This window comes from Rhodococcus sp. PSi06 (assembly GCF_054960675.1).
On record NZ_JBHNYO010000011.1, the window covers coordinates 70,760 to 89,602 of the forward strand.

An 18,843-nucleotide genomic window follows, 5' to 3' on the forward strand; every position below is an offset into this window, starting at 1 on the left:
TGTATCGAACAGGTGTTCCCATTTCCACCACGCGGCGGTATCTTCCTCCTATGGGCTACGGATTTCAGGTCGTCGTGGACAGTGCCGACCCTCATGCGCTGGCGAAGTGGTGGGCGCAGACCCTGGCGTGGCAGGTCGAGCCGAGCAACGAGGACTTCATTCGCGAGATGGTCGCGGCGGGGCATGCTCGCGAGGAGGACACGACGGTGTTCGAGGGTGTTCTGGTGTGGCGAGCGGGCCAGGGCATCACCGATCCCGAGTCGCCCGGCAGTCCGCGCGTGCTGTTCCAAGCTGTAGCCGAGCCGAAAACGGTGAAGAACCGGCTCCACCTCGACGTTCGCGTCGGTGACGAGCGTGAGGCGGTCGCGGCGCAGCTCGAGCAGCGCGGCGCATCGATACTTCATCGGGGACATCAGGGTCGCAGCAGCTGGATCACCATGACCGACCCCGAGGGCAACGAGTTCTGCGTCAGTTGAGCCGGTACGAGCCGGGAGTCTGACCGGTCCAGCGTTTGAAGGCGCGACGGAACGCGCTGGGCTCGGAGAATCCCAGGCGAGTCGAGATGTCGTCGACGCTGTCTCCGCGACTCAAGCCCGAGATCGCCGCATCACGCAACACTTCTTCGCGCAGCTGATTGATCGAGGTGCCCTCCTGCCGGAGGACGCGTCGAAGGTGTGGCGGGCTGATGTTGAGCATCGCCGCGATGTCCTCGGTTCCCGGTGCGCCGCCCTTGAATCCGGTTTCGAGCGCCCGGCGAACCTGGCTCGATGCGGTGCTGTCGTAGTCCCTGGACGAGAACAGTAGGTTGGGCGATTCGGCGAGGTAGTCGGCGAGAGTCTCCTCGGTCTGCACTATCGGTGCGCGCATCACAGCACTGTCGAATTCCAGTGTGGCGCGGTCGGTTCCGAACTCGACGTGTGTTCCGAAGATGGAGTCGTACATCTTTCCGGCCTCGGGACCGGGGAGCGCGTACGGAAGTTGCACCGACAGCAGTTTCACCCGATTGCCGATCAACCACGCCGCAAATCGGTGCAGCAGAATCAACAGGAAGTCCGTCAGCAAGCGTTCGGCGAGGGCGTTGGCCTCGGCACTGAGGTGCGTGGTGGGCGTGACGTGCACCGTCAACACCGTGGATTCCTCGGTTCGGTCCAGTGTCATGGGGCGAACCGGGATCAGCACCCGCATGGTCTCGGACATCCTGATCAGCGCCGCCCAGAGGTTCTCCGAGTGAATCAGGGTTTGGCACACCACGCGAAAACTACCGCGCCGCACCGGCACTGCGGCAAGGCCGAACAGTTCGTCGCCGGTCATCGCCCACACCGCCTGGGTGAACGCCGTGACCTGGCGGGTGGTCAGCCGTTCCGCCGGGTTCCCGAGAATGGTGGGCCCGATGCCGGCCATCGACAACGGGTAGGTCAAATCCATTCCGCCGCTCGTCGCGAGGTCGACGGCCTGTCGTACGAAATACGCCGGGATCGTCGGTTGCGGAGTCACAATCTCCGTAACCTCTCGGCTGCGTCGGCGAGTACCTCGTCTTTTTTGCAGAAAGCGAAGCGTACCAACGACTTCCACGGAGCAGGTTCGTCGACGAAGGCTGTGACCGGGACTGCCGCGACCCCCACCAGATCGGGTAGGGAACGGCAGAACTCGTATGCGTCCCCGCGCCCGAGCGGCGCGATGTCGGCACAGACGAAATAGGTTCCTGCGCTGTACTTCACGTCCGCGCCTGCGGCGGTCAGTGCAGCCGAGAGTGTGTCCCGCTTGCGTTGCAGACCGTCGCGCATCGAGTCGATCCACGGCTGCTCGTGCTCGAGCGCGTAGGCCACAGCAGGTTGGAATGGGGTGCCGCCGACGAAGCTCATGAATTGCTTGGCGGCGCGCACGGCATCGATCAAGGCGGCCGGGCCCAGCGCCCAGCCCGTCTTCCACCCCGTGGCGTTGAAGGTTTTCGCGGCACTCGACACGGTGACGGTGCGCTCGAACATCCCCGGCAGTGTCGCGATCGGAGTGTGCACTGTTCCGTCGAAGGTCAGGTGTTCGTAGACCTCGTCGGTGAGGACGAGCAGATCGTGTTCGACGGCGATCTCCGCGATGCGGAGCATGGTCGCGCGGTCGAAGACGGTGCCGGTGGGGTTGTGCGGGGAGTTGACGATCAACATCCGGGTTCGGGGGCCGACGGCGCGAGCGAGGGCATCGGTGTCGACGGTCCATCCGTTGCCTTCGGTGACCAGCGGTACGGCTGTCCGAGTAGCACCGGCGAGAGCGATGGCGGCCGCGTAGGAGTCGTAGAACGGCTCGATCAGCAGTACCTCGTCGCCTGGCTCGACCAGGCCGAGGAGCGATGCCGAGATCGCCTCGGTGGCACCGACGGTGATCAGTACCTGCGAGTCGGGGTCGTAGTGCAGCCCGAATCGACGTTCCCGGTCGGCTGCGACGGCGCCGCGGAGCACCGGCATGCCGGGGCCGGGGGAGTACTGATTGAGCCCGTTCGCAATGGCCTCGCGTGCGGCCTCGAGCATGGCGGGCGGGCCGTCGGTATCGGGGAAGCCCTGCCCCAGGTTGACGGCATTCTCGGCCACCGCAAGAGCGGTCATCTCGGCGAATATCGTCGATGCGAACGGGCGCAGGCGCGCTACCGTGCGCGAGGGCGGCATCTCGGACATTCGTCCAGCGTAGTTCACCGGGCCGAACCGGGCTTTCGCCCTGCATCTGTACTGTGCCTGTCATGCGATTCGGATTGTTCGTTCCACAGGGTTGGCGACTGGATCTGGTCGGTATCGACCCCGCCCGGCACTGGAGTGTGATGCGTGACCATGCGCTCGCCGCCGAGGCCGGTCCGTGGGAGTCCCTGTGGGTATACGACCACTTTCACACCGTTCCGATCGCTACCGACGAGGCGACGCACGAGGCGTGGACGCTGATGTCCGCGCTGGCCGCAACTACCTCCCGGATCAGGCTCGGGCAGATGTGCACCGCGATGTCGTACCGCAACCCGGCCTATCTCGCCAAAGTTGCTGCCACGGTGGACATCATTTCCGGTGGACGCGTGGAGATGGGCATCGGCGGCGGGTGGCACGAGCACGAGTTCCGCGCCTACGGCTACGGGTTTCCCTCTGCCGGTGAACGATTGGGCCGGCTCGACGAGGGTGTGCAGATCTTCAAGCAGGCGTGGACCACCGGCGAGGTCTTTCTCGACGGCAAGCACTACGAGATCGACGGTGCCGTGGTGCGGCCGCTGCCGTTGCAGGAGGGCGGGATCCCGCTGTGGATCGCGGGCGGGGGCGAGAAGGTGACACTGAAGATCGCGGCGAAGTACGCCAACTACACCAACTTCGACGGCACACCTGCCGGATTCGCCGCCAAATCGGCTCTGCTACGCGATCATTGCGCGAATGTGGGAACCGACTTCGACGCCATAGTCCGCTCGGCCAATTACAACGTCGTCATCGCCCCAACCGAGGCGGACGTGGAGGACAAGCTGCGAGCCCTGGAGAGTCGGCTCACCGAACTCGTGGGTGCAGACAAGGCCGAAGGATCTCTGGCGGCGTTTCGCGGAATGCCGGCCGTCGGAACCCCGGAACAGATCGTGGAAAATCTGACGGCGTTACAGGAGCAAGGAATGACGTACGGAATCTTCTACTTCCCCGAAGCTGCTTTCGACCGCTCCGGCATCGAACTCTTCGAGCGCGAGGTCATTCCGGCTCTGTAGGTCGTCGCAGGTCCTCCGGATCGACGAGCAACTGTTGATTCCTGGCCTTGCGTACCTTCTCGGACAGACCGACGTTCGCGTGCAGTAGGGCCCACTCGCCCTCGGTGATCTCGTCGGTTGCGCGGGCGAGAACCTGTCGATCCGTAGTCCCCCAGGCGATCGGCATCGCCGAGACCAACTGCCAGGTGCGTCCGCCGGCGTTACGGCCGCGATCGGCGAGAACCGAGACCGCAGGAACCTTCGTGCCGCGTTCGAGGGAGTGCCCGGGCAGTGCACTTACGACGCGAGTGGTCAGCACGTAGTGCGGCTCGTCGACGCCAGGTTTGGCGATGTCGATCAGCGCCAGTAATACAGCGCCGCTCGGCATCGTCTCGGCCACCACGGCCGGTACCAGATCACCCGCGGCGTAGAGCGATTCGATGGACCCCATCTTCTTCGGTGCCCACACCATGACCCACAGCGATGTCGCTGCCGCGATGCACAGCACTGCACCCAGGATGTACGACCACGGCGTCGCGATCCAGAAGAACCAAATCCCCAGCGCGAGCAGCACCACGGCCGTGAGCGCGGCGGAGATGCGCAGCCGGCGAAGTTCGGTGAACGTCTCGTTGACCGACTTCGCGTGGGCTACGTCTACTGGAAAATCGAATCGGCGCACACTGCTATTCCTAGCACGCCGCCGATCCGCATACGAAGCCTCAGATCGCCGGGCCGAGCAGGTCGTCGGCGTCGGTGATGCGGTACGCGTACCCCTGCTCGGCGAGGAAACGCTGACGGTGCGCGGCGTACTCGGCGTCGAGGGTGTCTCGGGAGACCACCGAGTAGAAGTGCGCCTGACCGCCGTCGTGCTTGGGTCGGAGGAGTCGGCCCAAGCGCTGCGCCTCTTCCTGCCTCGATCCGAACGTTCCCGAAACCTGCACTGCCACCGAAGCTTCGGGAAGGTCGATCGAGAAGTTCGCCACCTTGCTCACCACGAGCGTCTGAATCTCGCCCTTGCGGAACGCATCGAAGAGCACTTCACGCTCTTTGTTCTTGGTCGAGCCCTGGATCACCGGAGCGTTCAGCGCTTCACCGAGTTCGTTCAGCTGATCGAGGTACGCGCCGATCACCAGGGTCGGGGCGTCCTGGTGCTTGGCGAGAATCGACTTCACGACGGCGATCTTGGTGTGCGCCGTCGAGCAGAGCTTGTAGCGCTCCTCGGGTTCGGCGACGGCATAGGCCATCCGCTCGGCGTCGGTGAGAGTCACGCGCACCTCGATGCACTCCGCCGGCGCGATCCATCCCTGCGCCTCGATGTCCTTCCACGGTGCGTCGTAGCGCTTGGGGCCGATCAACGAAAACACATCGCCCTCGCGGCCGTCCTCGCGGACGAGTGTTGCCGTCAGGCCGAGGCGTCGACGCGACTGCAGATCTGCCGTCATGCGAAACACCGGGGCGGGGAGCAGGTGGACCTCGTCGTAGATCACCAGGCCCCAGTCGCGGGAATCGAACAGCTCGAGGTGCTTGTACTCACCCTTGGTACGACGCGTGATCACCTGGTACGTGGCGATTGTCACAGGGCGAATCTCCTTGCGCTCACCCGAGTACTCGCCGATTTCCTCTTCGGTGAGCGACGTGCGTGCAATCAGCTCGCGCTTCCATTGCCTGCCCGCGACGGTGTTGGTGACCAGAATCAGCGTGGTTGCCTTGGCCCGCGCCATCGCCGCGGCACCGACCATCGTCTTGCCCGCGCCACACGGCAGCACGACGACGCCCGAACCGCCGGCCCAGAACGAATCCGCCGCCATCTCCTGGTAGTCGCGCAGCGTCCACTTGCCGCCCTCGGTGTCGAGTTCGATGGGGTGCGCTTCGCCGTCCACGTAGCCGGCGAGGTCCTCGGCGGGCCAGCCGATCTTGAGCAGCATCTGCTTGAGGTGTCCGCGCTCGCTGGGATGAACGATGACGGTGTCCTCGTCCACCATGGCACCGAGCATCGGCGCAATCTTCTTGTGTCGCATCACTTCTGTGAGCACGGCACGGTCGAGGCTGATCAGGGCCAGGCCGTGGATCGGGCTCTTGACCAACTGCAGGCGGCCGTAGCGAGCCATGGTGTCGACGATGTCCACCAGCAGCGGTTGCGGCACCGCGTAACGCGAGAAGTTCACCAGCGCGTCGACGACCTGCTCGGCGTCGTGGCCGGCGGCGCGTGCGTTCCACAACGCCAGCGGGGTGATGCGATAGGTGTGCACGTGCTCGGGGGCACGTTCGAGCTCCGCGAACGGTGCGATGGCCGCCCGCGCTGCACCCGCAAGTTCGTGATCGATCTCGAGCAACAACGTTTTGTCGGACTGAACGATCAGCGGGCCGTCTGTCACGGTTCCTCCTAGAGACTTCCGCTGCACCCGAAAGAGCGCAACTTCTCCATTGTCCACAGGTAGGGGCGCGCGTGCACGTACGCGGCGAACTACTCGACCAGAGCGACCGAGGTGATGCGATGCAGGGTGAAGCGCCGGACCCCTCCGGTGGCGGGGTCGAACGCATCCAGTTGGCCGCCCCCGATACTGATCGGATCGACGATCCGGTGGCTGGCAACCCCCTGTGCGTCGACGTAGCCGATGCTGACACTGCGTTTGACCTTGGCTGCGGTCTGCAACAGCGTCATCGTCGCGGTGCTGCTGGCACGTGAACCGTCGGCGCGCACCACCGCGCCGCCGTTGCCCGCTGCTCTGTCGGCGGCGCGCATTCCGCGCACCAGCGAACCCAGTTGTTCCTCGGTGGGAACGGCGGGGGTACGGAAGGTCTGGCGGGCCCGCCTCGCCGATACCCGTGATCCGCGGGAGCGCAGATCGACGATGGTGCCCGACGAGTCCTCACCCGCAGGAGCGAACCCGGCCCCGGCCAACACCGACAGCACCTCGGCGAGCGGGGCCTGCGAGATCGCGACGGTCGGCGCGAGAGCACGCAGGGCCAACGGCTCGGACGCCGGCGAGGCCAGCACCTCCGCCAGCAAGGCAGGATCCTCGCATCGAACGAACGACGCGGCGACGCCTGCCCGCAAGCGACCGTGTCGACGCGCCACGTCGTCGATGAGGTAGGTCAGGGCCTGCGGCACCGGCGTGCGCGAATGAGTGGCGAACAACGCGTGCAGTTCCGACGCACTCAAGCCCACATCGAGGGCCCGGCGCAGGCTGGTGTCGCTGATCCGGTACATCGTCGCTGCGCCCGCCGACTCGACGTCGGCGACCAGTTCGATTCGATCGTGCAGTTCCGGCTCGAGCGGGCCGGGTGCCACCAGGGTGAGGTCGGCCTGCACCAGCACGTAGTCGATGGGTTCGGGCAGGGCTGCGCGCATGTCGGCCTCGGCGTTGCCGTCGTGCAGCAGCGAGCGTCCCGGGGTCGACATCGCCCCGCGCGCGACGATGCCCAGTGCGGTGGCTTCGGCGATGACGTGTCCGACGGGAGTGACGCCGAAGCGTCCGGACCAGCGAGGACGACGCCACGCCAGAGTTCGGGCCAGGTCCGCGGGCGCAGCGGAGTGTCCGCTGCCCAGTTCGGTGAGCAGCTCGAGGATCATGCGGCGATCACGCGGTGCTGCTGGAGAACGGACTTCCTCGGACAGGGCGGCGATGGGCTTGTCGTTGGGGTCGCGCATGCCGATGACCCATGGTGCCCGCGGCACCTCGAGCCAGGAGGAGGCGAGCGTGTGCCACCGGGCCGCCGGGGCAGCGGTGAGCCAGGCGTCGACGGCGGGTGTGGGTGCCCAGTAGTCGTCGCCCGTATCGGACGCGGGAACCGGGTCCGGCGTCCCGCTCGAGATCAGGTGCGCTGCCGCCAGCAGTTCCACCAGGATGCTGACTCGGTCGTCGTCGAGGCCGGTTGCCTTGGTGATCTTGCGGAGCTCCCGTACGCCGAGACCGCCGGCCTTGAGAGCAGGGGCCGGTGACGCGGACAGCGCTTCGATGATCAGGACGCAGTGCCTACCGAGTTCGAGTGCCTCGCCTGCGGCGGCTGCATCGACGTCGGCGAGCGATTGGGTCTTGGTCGCCAGCTTCGGCTCGGCGAGCGACCGTGGATCGGACATCGGCTCGCCGCGCAGAATCTGTCCGACCTGAACGGGCAGCTCGACGGTTTGCTCGTCCAGCCAGATCAGTAGGCCGGCGGCCAGCAGCTTCTGGACGGGTCGGTCCGGCGGGGTGCCCGGTGCCGCGTCTCGGGTGCGGCCGGTCGGGGACGATCTGGCGAGGGTGTCGAGCAGATTGCGTTCTCCCTCGCCGAGCTCGGCCAGTGCTGCGGTGATGTGCGACTCGGTGAGATTGTCGATCGGATCGAGCGCGCGTCCGATGCGCCACGGCACGGCATCCGCTGCGGCCGCGCTGATCCGCAGGCCGGACGCGTCGCCCCATACGAGCAACCGTTCGCGAAGCTGGGCCAGTGCCTTGTCGACGCTCTTGGCCGGCGCACGCTTGGCGACAACGGCCAGCAGCGCAGCGCGAGTGACGGGGCGTTCGTAGGCCTCCTCGATGGCCAGGATCTCGAGGACGGTCAGGGCAAGTGTGTCGAGGGTGTCCGCGGTGTGCAGGATCGACCGTCGCTGCTCTGCCCGTCCGGCCAGTACGGCCAGGGAGGCGGGCGGCGGTGCGGTCAGGTCCGGACGCAGAGACATGGCTCTGATCAGCTCGGCGTCGGAGCGAGCTGCGATCCACTGAGGTAGATCGGGAGGCGTGTCGGTGTGTCGAGGCACAGTCGTGTCGGTCATCGTCTATCAGATTAGAGACCTGGGCTGGTGCTCGCCGCAGTGCAGGTGTCAAAATAGGTGCATGGTGAACAAGTCGAAGAAGCCCTATGTCGATCCAGGCTGGCCGGACACCGCTCGCGGTGACCACGCGGTGACCGAACTCTCGTCCGCTCGATCGGGTGGCTTGTCGCCGTTCGGCGAGGACACGGAGTTCCCGCTGCCCGTCGAAGACCTGCCCTATGCGCACCCGGTGACCGTGGTCAACCGGTAGCGAAGGCCACGCAACAACGAAAAAGCCCCCGACGATGTCGGGGGCTTTTTTCGTACGAGTTGCGAACCCTCGCAGGCGCTTACTGAGGCAGGAATGCCTTGTTGGCCTGGTAGAAGCTCACGACCTGCGGATCGAGCTGGATGCCCTGTGCTGCGTTCTGGACGAACGATGCAATCGCCGGATCGTTGGTCATGTTCTGGACGGCGGTGACGATGCCGTTGACGACCTCGGCGGAGCTGTCCACTGCCGGGATGGACGACAGGTCGGGCAGTGCCGGAACCTCGGGTGCCTTGGGGGTGACCGGAACGCTGCGCTCGGACGGCGCGCTGCTCAGGCCGAGGCTCGAGGAGCAGGACGGCCATGCGCCCCAGCCCTGCGAGTCGAGGACCTTCTCTGCGACTGCGATCTGCTCTTCGCGGCTGGCCTGGTTGGCCGTAGCTGCGTACTGCTGGCCGCCGTGTGCGTTCCAGGTGCTGGGGGAGAACTGCAGGCCTCCCTGGAAGCCGTTGCCGGTGTTGATGCCCCAGTTGCCGCCGGCTTCACACTGTGCAAGGCGATCCCAGTCGGAATCCGGTGCCGCGTTCGCGGTGCCGGTGAAGGCAATGCCTGCGGTGCCCATGATGGCTCCGGTGACAGCAACCTTTGCGACGGTCTTGCCAGTGGTGCTCGGCTTGCGATGACGTCCGCTCATACGAGTTGAAATCCTCTCCACACGCGCCTGCGAGGTCAGCTGTCGGGTTCGGGCTGAGAGGTAGCCCGGCCGTTTTGCCCATTCTCATCGAATCGGCAATTGGGCTTCACCCCAAGGGAAGTCGGTGCAACTTCGTGAGTTGCGACAACTTCCCGGTTGTCCGTGGAGGACGTGGGTCCCCCGTCCTCGTCCCCTGGGTGATCGTCGAGGGTGTTCCGGTGTCCGCGGGACGAGGTTTGGCGCTGCGGACCGGAGTTCGGCCGAACTTTCCGGCCGCTGCTGACCGTACTGAAATTCCCGGCTTACGTCACTATTTGGTAACTGTCGATTTCGTGGCTGCGTCGGGAGCTCGATCGGTGCCGGTTTCGGGTCTCGCGCGTCTGCCCAGCTAGCGGAGGTTGCGACCGGTGGACCCCGGCCCGTTGCCGGGCTGTTACCTCAGCGTTATGTGATGGAAGTCACATCGGCTACGAGGGGCCCCGAAGGTCACCGAACGGCAACGACGTCCTTGCCGAGCGGCATCAGCGATACGGGGATCAGTTTCAGGTTCGCGATCGCCAGTGGAATGCCGATGATGGTGATCGCCATGGCGACCGCGGTGACGACATGGCCCAGCGCCAACCACCAACCCGCCAGGATCAGCCAGAGGACGTTGCCGACGAGCGCGCCGGACCCCGTTCCCGGTCTGTCGACGATCGTCGAGCCGAACGGCCACAGCGCATACACACCGATACGGAACGAGGCGATACCGAACGGGATGGTCACGATCAGGATGCACAGCAACAGACCGGCGAAGAAATACCCGATGGCCAGCCACAGCCCGCCGAAGACCAGCCAGATGACGTTCAGGATCAATCGCATGGTCTACCGGGCCCGCCGTCCGGACGCGAGCGCGTACCCGAGGGCCAGCAGGAACCCGGCCGGTGCCGAGAACATGGCCGTCAGATACAGACTCAGCGGGGGCTTGGCGTCGGAGAAGATCGGAAACAGCAGAATCGCGACGATGGCGACGAGGCCTATCGCGAACAGTGCGAGCGCGATGCGCAGCAGAACCGTGCTGCTCTTACGGGTCGGTGTGTCCACGTCCACCACGGTAGTGCGAAGCGCGGCCCTGTGAAGAACCGTGCGACGAACAACTCGAGTGCTCTATCGGTTTCACCGCGCTAGACTGGTGTATTCGCGTCCTACGTACTCGTAGGGCGCGAAACTTGTGCAGGCCGCAGGTCCGAACAGAGGGCCCGCGAGCAACGAAACGACCGACAGCAACAGATGAACGGGTGAGATCAGTGCCGACCGGCAAGGTGAAGTGGTACGACGTCGACAAGGGATTCGGATTCCTCTCACAGGAGGAAGGCGAGGACGTCTACGTGCGTTCGTCGGCGCTGCCGGAGGGCGTCGAGGGCCTCAAAGCCGGTCAGCGTGTCGAATTCGGCATGGCAGCGGGCCGCCGCGGGCCGCAGGCGCTGAGCCTGAAGGTGCTCGAGCCGGCACCGTCGGTGCGGCAGAACACCGGTGGCACCCGCCGCGAACCCGTCGAGCGCAAACACACGCCCGACGAGCTGCACGGCATGGTCGAGGACATGATCACATTGCTCGAGGCGACGGTGCAGCCCGAACTGCGCAAGGGCAAGTACCCCGATCGCAAGATCGCGCAGCGGATCTCCGAGGTCGTCCGGGCCGTCGCTCGTGAGCTCGACAGCTGAACCACGCCGAACCTACGGACGTGTGCCGATCGACCAGATGGCGTGGCTGACGAAACCCTCTTGATTGGTGTCGGTGTCGATGATGCCGGTGGGCAACCGCACTTCGATGCCGAGCAGCGTCCGGTTGCTGTCGTCCTCGGTGGGAACCGTGACGGAGAGCTTGGTGTCCGGTTCGTGGAACTCGGTGTTCTCCACCACGTCGCCGGTGTCGTCGCCGTAGACCACGGCCAGCACCCATGGTGCGGAGTAGATCGGGGCGGGCAGCGAGAGCTGCACCGTCCTGGCTTCGCCGACCTGAATCTCGGTGGTCTCACCGACATTGGTGCACAGCGGATCGCTCACCGCGCAGTACAGATACGGCTCCACCACAACGGTGCGTCCGTTGGCGTACGCGGTCACCGTCGGTTCCTTCTCGGGAGCTTTCCCGACCAGCAGAGCGAGCACCGCGACGAACGCGACAGCGATGACGGCGAGACCGGCGGCGATGATCGCCGCGATCTTCTTGGTACGGGTAGCGAGTGTCACTTGGTCACGTTTTCGCCGAAGGAGCCGTCGGACATTTCTTGTTCGACGTGATCGGGGCGGTTGCCGCCGAATCCGGGCAGAAGCGATCGGCCGCGGTAGGTGAGGAAGGTCTGCACGAGGCCGATCGTAAGCAACACCGACACCACGGTGAAACCGAGCCAGTATTCGGTGGGCAACAGCACACCGAGCGTGCCGCCCAGAACCCAGGACAACTGCATGACGGTTTCCGAGCGGCCGAATCCCGACGCGATCGATTCCGGCGGCAGATCGGCCTGCAGTGACGCGTCGAGCGAGACCTTGGCCAACGCGCTGGCGCTCGACGCCACCAGAGCTGCCACGGCTGCGGTGAGGAGACTGTCGGTGATCGCGGCGACGACGGCCACCACCGTCACCGCGATGGTGCAGCGCAGAACCACCATCGACGGACGGCCGAGCTTGATCCGGGCACCGAGCGCATTGCCGGCGAAGTTACCGAGACCGGCAGCGGCTCCGACGAGTCCGAGCATGGCCGCCTGCTGCAGCGGCTCGTGTTCGGTGCGTGATTTGGCGACGAACGCGATGTAGAGCGTCAGAAAGCCGGTGAGTATCCGGATGGTGCCGTTTCCCCACAGCCCTACGATGACGGCTCGTCCCAGCGGCTGCCTGCGATTCTTGGTGCCGCTCGAGTTCTTGATGCTGCGCGGGGTGCTGCGCCGCAGATTCTCCGTCGGGGCGCTGCTGCCGGCGAAGTCGGCGCCGTGGTGCTGGTCGGCGTGATAGCTGAGGGTTGCCGGCACTTCGCCCTCGGTGATCTCCACCCAGGACGGGATCTGCATGCTGAGGTAGCCCCCGAGCACGGTGATCGCGGCGACGAACCACAGTGCGCCGGATGAGCCTGCGACGAAGGCGATGCCGCCGGCGACGGCTCCTGCCGCGATGGTGCCACCGAGCAGACCGAACACCGTGAGCCGGGAATTGACTCGGACGAGGTCTATCTCCGGCGGCAGTACTCGCGGCGTCACCGCGCTCTTGAGCACTGCGAAGGACTTGCTGAGTACGAGCATGCCGAGCGCGGCGGGATAGAGCACCCAACTGTCGAAGTTGAACACCAGCACCACCGCGAGCACGGTGCGCAACCCGAACGACGTGGCCAGCGCGATGCGTCGACCGTGTTGCAGACGGTCGAGCAACGGTCCGATCAGCGGAGCGATCAAGGCGAACGGCGCGATGGTGATGACGAGATAGAGCGCCACCTTGGTCTTGTCCTCGCCGGTGGCCGCAGAGAAGAAGAGCGTGTTGGCCAGGGCGATCGCCAGCGCTGCGTCGGACGCGAAGTTCGCCATGGTGGCGTAGGTCAACGCCGTCAGTCCGGACTTGTCGGCACCGTCGGCCTTCGCCGCGCGCTGGAACGACGCGATGCCCTTGCCGGTCAGTTCGCGGCCGCGCATGGCGGCGACGCGAGTGACGGTCAGCTTCTTCGGCATCGGCGGCGGTTTGCGAGCGCCGGACCGTCCACGCGGGGCGATGATCTTCTCGGTGCGCGGCGGATGCAGAGGCGGCAACGGTTCGCGGCGGCTCGGTACACGAGTGGAGTGAGCAGGTGCGGGCGGGTAGTTGGCCAGCCCCGGGTGATCCGGTAGATCAGGAGCAGAGCCCGCGGAATGACCGGCGGATGCGCTGTCCTGTTCGCAATCGTCCGCACCCGGTGGGGTGTGGGGGAGACGTGGATCGGTCACGGTCTCAATTCTGTCCTACGGGTGCGGTATCGGTGAATCGCACCTCGAAGATCGTGGGCCAGAATTTGCCGGTCACGAGGAACCGGTCGGTGCCGGGGATCTGCGCTATGCCGTTGAAGACGTCGGCTCCGTTGCGGTCGGCAGCAGACATCGAATCCCACAGCGGAGTGCCGTCGATCACGGCGGTCACCTGCCCGGTGCCAGGGTCGATGCGCATGATGTCGAACGTCTGCCACACATTGGCGTAGACGGAGCCGTCCTCGGCACATTCGAGCTCGTTGAGCCGCTCCACCGGTTCACCGTCGAGTGTGACGTTCACCGTGCTCACGGCGTCGAACGATGTGGGGTCGCGGAACGTCAGAGTGGACGTGCCGTCGCTCATGACCAGGCGGCCGTTCGGTTGGCGCTCGGTACACAGTCCCCAACCTTCGCCGTCGTAGTTCACTCGGCGCTTCTCGGTCAGAGTGTCCCGGTCGCGGGCGATGGCGATCCCGTCCTGCCAGGTGATCTGCCACAGGGTGTCGCCGTCGACGGTGATGCCTTCACCGAACAGGTCGGAGGGCAGATCGACCCGGCCCAGCTCGGTCATGTTCTCGAGTGCGGTGCGCCTGACGAAGGACGAGCCTTCCAGCCCGGTGCCCTCGTAGAGCACGTCGCCGTCGATCTCGAACCCTTGGGTGAACGCGTCGTCGCCGCGGTCGTATGTGCGCAGCACCTCGGCCGTCAGAGTCGGTACCGAGTCCGACGACACCGGAGCTGAGGTTCTCGATTCCGTTGTCGACGAGCAGGCGGTGACCGCGAGGACGGAAGAAAGTACGACGGCGAAGGTGCGAGCGCGGACGGTCATTGCATCCATGATGGCAGCCCGAACTGGGCGTCATCGAGTCGATGCGGCAAACTGGCTGTGTGAGTGTCGTATCTTCTCCAGAGCTCGATTCCATCCGCCCCGTCTTGGCCGACGCCGTGGACCTCGCGCGGCAGGCTCTGCTCGACCTCGGAGAGGGTGGAGTCGGCGAATACCTCGGAGTCACCGTCGAGGACGCCAGCGCGGCCACGCACCGGTTCGCCAGCGATCTCGACGGCTATCGCGGATGGCAGTGGGCGGTTGTAGTCGCTGCGCCTCAGGACGCGGATCATGCGACGGTCAGCGAGCTGGTACTGCTGCCGGGCCCCGACGCTCTGGTGGCACCGTCCTGGGTGCCCTGGGACGAACGCATCCGACCCGGTGATCTGGGACCCGGCGATCTGCTGTCCCCACGCCAGGACGACCCACGACTGGTGCCGGGCTACGTCAGCTCCGGTGACCCCGCCATCGACGAGGTGGCAGGCGAGATCGGTCTCGGCCGCACCCAGGTCACCAGTCTCGAAGGCCGTCTCGACGCCGCACAACGCTGGCACGACGGCGACTTCGGCCCGGACAGCGAGATGGCCAAAGCTGCACCGTCGACGTGTGGGCTCTGCGGCTTCTACCTGCCCATCGCCGGATCGTTGTCCGCCGCATTCGGAGTGTGCGGCAACGAATTCGCAGCTGACGGCCGCGTGGTTCACACCGAGTACGGCTGCGGTGCGCACTCCGACACCGAACTGCCGACCGGGGCCGGATCACCGCAATTCGAGCCCTACGACGACGCGGCACTCGACGTCACCGCCGCGCCGACGCCTCCGGCCGAGAGCGCGTCCACCGACACTGTCTCCGAAGAAATCAGCCCTTCCGTCGACGAGAGCGCATCGGACGAGAGCACATCGGATGAGAAAGCATTGAACGAGACCGCTGTGGACGAGACGGCTGTGGACGAGAGCGCTGTGGACGAGACGGCTGTGGCAGACGAGCCAACGGCCAGTGTGGATTCGAGCGAAGCACCCGCGGAGACAGTCGAAGCACCCGCGGACACAACGGAAGCACTCGTGGATACAGCCGAAGCACCCGTGGACACAGCCGAAGCAACCGCAGACACGGCTGTGGCGCCGGAAGGTGCAGTCGAGGCTGTGGACGAGCCTGCTGCGGAGATTCCCGACGCAGATGTGACAGAAGATGTTGTGCCCGACGAGGACTCGGCATCTCCGAGCTGATCGACCCGTTCGATACCGGGTCACTGCGCGAGTCGATTCTCGCGGCCTGGAGTTCGTCGCCCACGCGACTTCGCGAGGATTCGGCCTCCGAGGCGGATCTGGTGCGCGGGGGTTATCGCGATCGACTGTTGACCGAGCTGGCGCAGAACGCGGCCGATGCGGCGGCGCGGGCGGGTGTTCCGGGTCGGCTGGCGCTGTGGATCGATGATGCCGGATCCCTCCATATCGCGAATACCGGTGCTGCGCTCGATGTTTCGGGAGTGCATGCACTGATGGCCCTGAGGGCGTCGGCCAAGACGGCTGCCGATGGCGGCGTCGGGCAATTCGGAGTGGGGTTCACCGCGGTGCGCTCGGTGTCCGACGAGATCGAGGTGCGATCGCGAGAGGGCGGCGTGCAGTTCAGTGCGCGGCGCACTCTGGCTGCGCTGCGCGAGCGCGGGACGGCCGCGCCCGAAGCCGGTGTGCCGGTATTGAGGTTGGCCTGGCCGGTGCAGGAACCTCCCGCTGCTGGTTTCGACACCGAGATCGTGTTGACGCTGCGATCCGATGCGGACGCGGAGGCTTTGATCTCCCGGTACGCGGACGAGGCTGTCGATTTGCTGCTCGAACTCGACGCTCTGGTGTCGATCGACATCGACGGCGAGGTGATCGGCTGCAGCAGAACGGCACTCGATGCTCGCACTGTCGACATCGCGATCGGCTCGCGGGCGTGGCGGCAGTTCACCACCCGGGCGGCACGCTGGCTGGCTCCGCTCGTCGACGGTGTGCCTGTTCCCGCGCCACCCGACGTGCTGCGTGCTCCCACCCGGTCGGACGAGCTGTTGTCGTTGCCCGCCTTGGTGATTGCCGACGTGGCGATGCAGCCGGATCGGCGGCGCGTGCTGCCCGGTGTCTCGTTCGATGCGGTCGTACACGGGTACGCGGATTTCGTCGCGTCCCTGCCTGCATCGACGAGGGTGTCGTTCGTGCCCGAGGTCGGTTTCGCTCGAAGTGAGGTCGACGGGCAGTTGCGGGAGCTGATCTTCCGCCGATTGTCCAGTGCGCCGTGGATTCCCGGTGCCGACGGACGCGACTTGGTGCCCGAGCGGGCCAATGTCGTCGCGGACGCCACCGAGGAACTCGCCTCGGTGCTGATCGACGTGGTACCCGATCTGGTCGACGCGGCGCTGTCGGGTGCGCGGCACGCGTCGGCGCTGTCGGCAGTGGGGGTGCACCGGATCGGACTGGCGAGGCTGGCGGACATGCTCGGTGGTCTGAGGCGCGAGCCGACGTGGTGGCAGCAGCTGTTCGACGCGTTGGCCCCTCTCGTCGTGGACGGTGTGGCCGCGGAAGAGCTTGCTGCTCTACCTGTTCCGTTGGCCGACGGTCGCACGGTGACCGGTGCGCGGACCACGGTGATCGGCTCCGACGCCTCGGCTGCGGTGACGTGGGTGCGTCTGGTGGATCCGGGTGCGGTGAGTCCACTGCTGACCCGGCTCGGTGCTCGGGAGGCAACCGCGTCGGAATTGTTGGCGGACCCGGCCCTCGAGGCCGTGCTCGACGATCTCGACTGGGATGACCACGACGAGGTCGAGGCCGTGAAGAACGCCGTTCTCGCTCTGGCCGGTGAGGCGGGTGAACTGCCTGGTTGGATCGGCGGCCTGCCACTCGAAGACCAGCACGGCGAGCTTCGCAGTGCCGACGAATTGTTGCTTCCCGGAGCGCCGTTGGCGGATCTGCTGATGGAGAATTCACCGTTCGGCGTGCTCGCGGCGGCGTCGGTGACCAAGTTCGGTGAGCGGGCTCTGCGCGCGGTGGGCGTCGGGTGGGGTTTCTCGGTGGTGCGTGACGAGCTGCCGACCGGGCCGGATCACGATCTCGACGACGAGTCCGCGTGGTGGTCCGGCCTGTCCGCGGAACCGGAGACTCTGCTCGCGGTCCGCGATCTCGATCTGGTTCGTACGGACGCATGGTCGGAAGCACTGACCGTTCTGCTCGACGATCCGAGTACCCGTGCGGCGCTGACCGATCGCGACGGCTACACCGCGTGGTGGCTCAGGCGTCATGCGCGCCTGCATGATTCGCCTCTCGCCTCGTTCCGGGCACCGTCCGACGAGACGTTCGCCGGTCTGCTCGATCCGCTGGACCAGCCGCGCGCGGACGAATTGTCGGCCGTCCTCAGTGCATCGACGTGTGACTCTGCCGAGACGGCCCGGGTACTGCTTCGGGCTTTGTCGGATCCGCAGCGGAGTCCCACCCCGGCCGTGATCGCGCGTACCCACACGCTGATCGCAACCGCGGTGGTCGACGGGCGCATCGATATTGCCGACATCGACCCACCGGATGTAGTTCGCACCCTGGGCGGAGCGATCGTCGATGCGTCGGATGCGTTGGTGATCGACACACCGTGGCTGGCGAGCGTCGTACCGCCGGAGCGTGCGGTTCTCTCGGACATGGCAACCGCGGCCGCGCTGGCGGATGTCCTCGACATCAGGCCGGCGTCGGAGGCGATCGGCGGAGAGGTCCTCGGAACCGGACGCGTCAGCTCCTGGGACCGAGAACCCGGGGCGGTGCTGGCGTGCGCGGTGATGGGATTGCCGTTGCCCTCCGGCGGGGTGGTGGTCCACCGTGAGCTGGTGGTGCGGTCGACCGGGGACGTCAGCGGCGATCACGGTTCGGGTGAAGAGCACACAGTGCCGCTGTGGGTCGATGCAGACGGAACGGTGCACTGTTCGGAGAGTTGGGAGCGGCCTCGTGGGCTTTGACGCCACAGTGCTGGACTGGATGGTCGATCATCGAGTCGACTGGCTCACCACGGTGTTCTGGATCATCACCACGATCGGCAACACGGTCTCGATGTTTCTGGTGTCCGCGGTCGTCGTCGTTGCGGTGCTTCGCGTCGGACGCAGATCGGATGCCGTCGTCGTCGCGGGTTCGATGCTCACGGGTTGGGGTCTGATGAATGCGCTCAAATATGCATTCGCGCGGGAGCGCCCGCCGATTCCCGAACGGCTGGTGGAGATTTCGAGCCCTTCGTTTCCGTCCGGCCACGCGATGATGTCGATGTTGCTTGCCACGGTGGCGATCGCGGTGCTGCTGCGATCGACCACGCCGTGGCTGCATCGGCCGGCGCTCTTGGCGCTACCTGTGGTCGCGGCCCTGGCGATCGGATTTTCTCGGATCTATCTGGGTGCGCACTGGACCACGGACGTACTGGCCGGCTGGGTGTTCGGTGCCCTGTGGGGGCTGGGTTGGATCTATGCCGTCACGCTGATCAGCGTGAGAAATCCGAACGCTGAGCGATGACGAGGAGTTCGTCGCGCATGGCCGGGCTGGAGACAGCGTTGGCGCGTGCGTAGAGGGCGCGGAGCGAGCGGACGTGGTTGCGGCGATTGCGGTACTGAGCGACGAGCTTCATGGCCTGGCTTTCGTGAATCTGTAGGTTATCTGAACTGACATAACCCAT

General features: G+C 65.9%; 18 protein-coding genes, 1 pseudogene and 1 riboswitch. Of the genes and pseudogenes, 7 read left to right on the top strand and 12 right to left on the bottom strand.

Translation table 11 applies throughout. From position 1 onward, the window contains the following. The first annotated feature begins 50 nt into the window (after positions 1 to 50). Complete coding sequence (locus ACFI9K_RS15595) at positions 51 to 476, top strand: VOC family protein (protein ID WP_462664342.1); 426 nt, start codon at positions 51 to 53, stop codon at positions 474 to 476. Here the strand turns inward: ACFI9K_RS15595 and ACFI9K_RS15600 are convergent. Together ACFI9K_RS15600 and ACFI9K_RS15605 are read right to left on the bottom strand one after the other, a co-directional pair. After that, positions 469 to 1,494: an AraC family transcriptional regulator gene (locus ACFI9K_RS15600; RefSeq protein ID WP_462664343.1), complete on the bottom strand. Its 1,026-nt coding sequence runs from the start codon at positions 1,492 to 1,494 to the stop codon at positions 469 to 471. The two genes, ACFI9K_RS15595 and ACFI9K_RS15600, sit on opposite strands and share 8 nt — an antisense overlap. After that, the gene (locus ACFI9K_RS15605) at positions 1,491 to 2,663 is read right to left on the bottom strand and encodes a pyridoxal phosphate-dependent aminotransferase (RefSeq protein ID WP_462664344.1); all 1,173 of its coding nucleotides are present in this window, start codon (positions 2,661 to 2,663) and stop codon (positions 1,491 to 1,493) included. Before ACFI9K_RS15605 ends, ACFI9K_RS15600 begins: the two co-directional genes overlap by 4 nt. A gap of 62 nt (positions 2,664 to 2,725) precedes the next feature. On the opposite strand from ACFI9K_RS15605, the gene ACFI9K_RS15610 reads away from it, so the two are divergent. Then, complete coding sequence (locus ACFI9K_RS15610; RefSeq protein WP_462664345.1) at positions 2,726 to 3,709, top strand: LLM class F420-dependent oxidoreductase; 984 nt, start codon at positions 2,726 to 2,728, stop codon at positions 3,707 to 3,709. Here ACFI9K_RS15610 and ACFI9K_RS15615 read toward each other — a convergent pair. The 3 genes from ACFI9K_RS15615 to ACFI9K_RS15625 all read right to left on the bottom strand — a co-directional run bounded on the left by ACFI9K_RS15615 (position 3,693) and on the right by ACFI9K_RS15625 (position 8,444). Further along, the gene (locus tag ACFI9K_RS15615) at positions 3,693 to 4,367 is read right to left on the bottom strand and encodes a DUF3239 domain-containing protein (protein ID WP_462664346.1); all 675 of its coding nucleotides are present in this window, start codon (positions 4,365 to 4,367) and stop codon (positions 3,693 to 3,695) included. The two genes, ACFI9K_RS15610 and ACFI9K_RS15615, sit on opposite strands and share 17 nt — an antisense overlap. Positions 4,368 to 4,407: 40 nt before the next feature. Then, the gene (locus ACFI9K_RS15620; protein WP_462664347.1) at positions 4,408 to 6,063 is read right to left on the bottom strand and encodes a DNA repair helicase XPB; all 1,656 of its coding nucleotides are present in this window, start codon (positions 6,061 to 6,063) and stop codon (positions 4,408 to 4,410) included. A gap of 89 nt (positions 6,064 to 6,152) precedes the next feature. Next, a complete protein-coding gene (locus ACFI9K_RS15625; protein WP_462664348.1) occupies positions 6,153 to 8,444 on the bottom strand; it encodes a helicase-associated domain-containing protein in 2,292 nt (763 codons plus the stop codon). 61 nt (positions 8,445 to 8,505) lie between these two features. On the opposite strand from ACFI9K_RS15625, the gene ACFI9K_RS15630 reads away from it, so the two are divergent. Next, a complete protein-coding gene (locus ACFI9K_RS15630) occupies positions 8,506 to 8,694 on the top strand; it encodes a hypothetical protein (RefSeq protein ID WP_032395857.1) in 189 nt (62 codons plus the stop codon). 79 nt (positions 8,695 to 8,773) lie between these two features. Here ACFI9K_RS15630 and ACFI9K_RS15635 read toward each other — a convergent pair whose 3' ends face one another. From ACFI9K_RS15635 to ACFI9K_RS15645, 3 genes are all read right to left on the bottom strand, one after another. Next, entirely contained in the window at positions 8,774 to 9,385 is a 612-nt protein-coding gene (locus tag ACFI9K_RS15635; protein ID WP_462664349.1) for a transglycosylase family protein, read from the bottom strand. Positions 9,386 to 9,393: 8 nt separating this feature from the next. After that, positions 9,394 to 9,595, bottom strand: a riboswitch (cyclic di-AMP (ydaO/yuaA leader). 276 nt (positions 9,596 to 9,871) lie between these two features. After that, positions 9,872 to 10,246: a YccF domain-containing protein gene (locus ACFI9K_RS15640; protein ID WP_462664350.1), complete on the bottom strand. Its 375-nt coding sequence runs from the start codon at positions 10,244 to 10,246 to the stop codon at positions 9,872 to 9,874. A 3-nt stretch (positions 10,247 to 10,249) separates the two neighbouring features. Continuing rightward, positions 10,250 to 10,468, bottom strand: coding sequence for a hypothetical protein (locus tag ACFI9K_RS15645; RefSeq protein ID WP_462664351.1), 219 nt, complete (start codon positions 10,466 to 10,468; stop codon positions 10,250 to 10,252). A 203-nt stretch (positions 10,469 to 10,671) separates the two neighbouring features. Here ACFI9K_RS15645 and ACFI9K_RS15650 point away from each other — a divergent pair, with 203 nt between their 5' ends. Then, positions 10,672 to 11,088, top strand: a complete 417-nt coding sequence (locus ACFI9K_RS15650; protein WP_462664462.1) for a cold-shock protein — start codon at positions 10,672 to 10,674, stop codon at positions 11,086 to 11,088. Positions 11,089 to 11,100: 12 nt separating this feature from the next. On the opposite strand, the gene ACFI9K_RS15655 is transcribed toward ACFI9K_RS15650, so the two are convergent. The 3 genes from ACFI9K_RS15655 to ACFI9K_RS15665 are packed head-to-tail and all read right to left on the bottom strand — an operon-like array spanning position 11,101 to position 14,175. Then, positions 11,101 to 11,613 carry a DUF2771 domain-containing protein gene (locus ACFI9K_RS15655; protein ID WP_462664352.1) on the bottom strand — a complete coding sequence of 171 codons (513 nt, stop codon included), beginning with the start codon at positions 11,611 to 11,613 and terminating at the stop codon, positions 11,101 to 11,103. Then, complete coding sequence (locus ACFI9K_RS15660) at positions 11,610 to 13,328, bottom strand: MFS transporter (RefSeq protein ID WP_462664353.1); 1,719 nt, start codon at positions 13,326 to 13,328, stop codon at positions 11,610 to 11,612. The genes ACFI9K_RS15655 and ACFI9K_RS15660 overlap by 4 nt, the downstream gene beginning before the upstream one ends. Positions 13,329 to 13,332: 4 nt before the next feature. Further along, complete coding sequence (locus ACFI9K_RS15665) at positions 13,333 to 14,175, bottom strand: glutaminyl-peptide cyclotransferase (protein WP_462664354.1); 843 nt, start codon at positions 14,173 to 14,175, stop codon at positions 13,333 to 13,335. A gap of 41 nt (positions 14,176 to 14,216) precedes the next feature. On the opposite strand from ACFI9K_RS15665, the pseudogene ACFI9K_RS15670 reads away from it, so the two are divergent. The 3 genes and pseudogenes from ACFI9K_RS15670 to ACFI9K_RS15680 all read left to right on the top strand — a co-directional run. Continuing rightward, positions 14,217 to 15,000: pseudogene (locus ACFI9K_RS15670) on the top strand (DUF3027 domain-containing protein); the annotation flags it as partial. A gap of 499 nt (positions 15,001 to 15,499) precedes the next feature. Then, positions 15,500 to 18,142, top strand: coding sequence for a sacsin N-terminal ATP-binding-like domain-containing protein (locus ACFI9K_RS15675; RefSeq protein ID WP_462664355.1), 2,643 nt, complete (start codon positions 15,500 to 15,502; stop codon positions 18,140 to 18,142). After that, positions 18,132 to 18,683: a phosphatase PAP2 family protein gene (locus tag ACFI9K_RS15680; protein ID WP_462664356.1), complete on the top strand. Its 552-nt coding sequence runs from the start codon at positions 18,132 to 18,134 to the stop codon at positions 18,681 to 18,683. Before ACFI9K_RS15675 ends, ACFI9K_RS15680 begins: the two co-directional genes overlap by 11 nt. On the opposite strand, the gene ACFI9K_RS15685 is transcribed toward ACFI9K_RS15680, so the two are convergent. Next, complete coding sequence (locus ACFI9K_RS15685; protein ID WP_198289516.1) at positions 18,652 to 18,795, bottom strand: hypothetical protein; 144 nt, start codon at positions 18,793 to 18,795, stop codon at positions 18,652 to 18,654. The two genes, ACFI9K_RS15680 and ACFI9K_RS15685, sit on opposite strands and share 32 nt — an antisense overlap. Between the last annotated feature and the right edge of the window lie 48 nt (positions 18,796 to 18,843).

Excerpts from the sequence above, each read along its gene's own strand:
- ACFI9K_RS15595 (WP_462664342.1), top strand. The coding sequence starts at position 51 with ATGGGCTACGGATTTCAGGTCGTCGTGGACAGTGCCGACCCTCATGCG.
- ACFI9K_RS15605 (WP_462664344.1), bottom strand. The coding sequence starts at position 2,663 with ATGTCCGAGATGCCGCCCTCGCGCACGGTAGCGCGCCTGCGCCCGTTC.
- ACFI9K_RS15610 (WP_462664345.1), top strand. The coding sequence starts at position 2,726 with ATGCGATTCGGATTGTTCGTTCCACAGGGTTGGCGACTGGATCTGGTC.
- ACFI9K_RS15625 (WP_462664348.1), bottom strand. The coding sequence starts at position 8,444 with ATGACCGACACGACTGTGCCTCGACACACCGACACGCCTCCCGATCTA.
- ACFI9K_RS15630 (WP_032395857.1), top strand. The coding sequence starts at position 8,506 with ATGGTGAACAAGTCGAAGAAGCCCTATGTCGATCCAGGCTGGCCGGAC.
- ACFI9K_RS15635 (WP_462664349.1), bottom strand. The coding sequence starts at position 9,385 with ATGAGCGGACGTCATCGCAAGCCGAGCACCACTGGCAAGACCGTCGCA.
- ACFI9K_RS15640 (WP_462664350.1), bottom strand. The coding sequence starts at position 10,246 with ATGCGATTGATCCTGAACGTCATCTGGCTGGTCTTCGGCGGGCTGTGG.
- ACFI9K_RS15665 (WP_462664354.1), bottom strand. The coding sequence starts at position 14,175 with ATGACCGTCCGCGCTCGCACCTTCGCCGTCGTACTTTCTTCCGTCCTC.
- ACFI9K_RS15685 (WP_198289516.1), bottom strand. The coding sequence starts at position 18,795 with ATGAAGCTCGTCGCTCAGTACCGCAATCGCCGCAACCACGTCCGCTCG.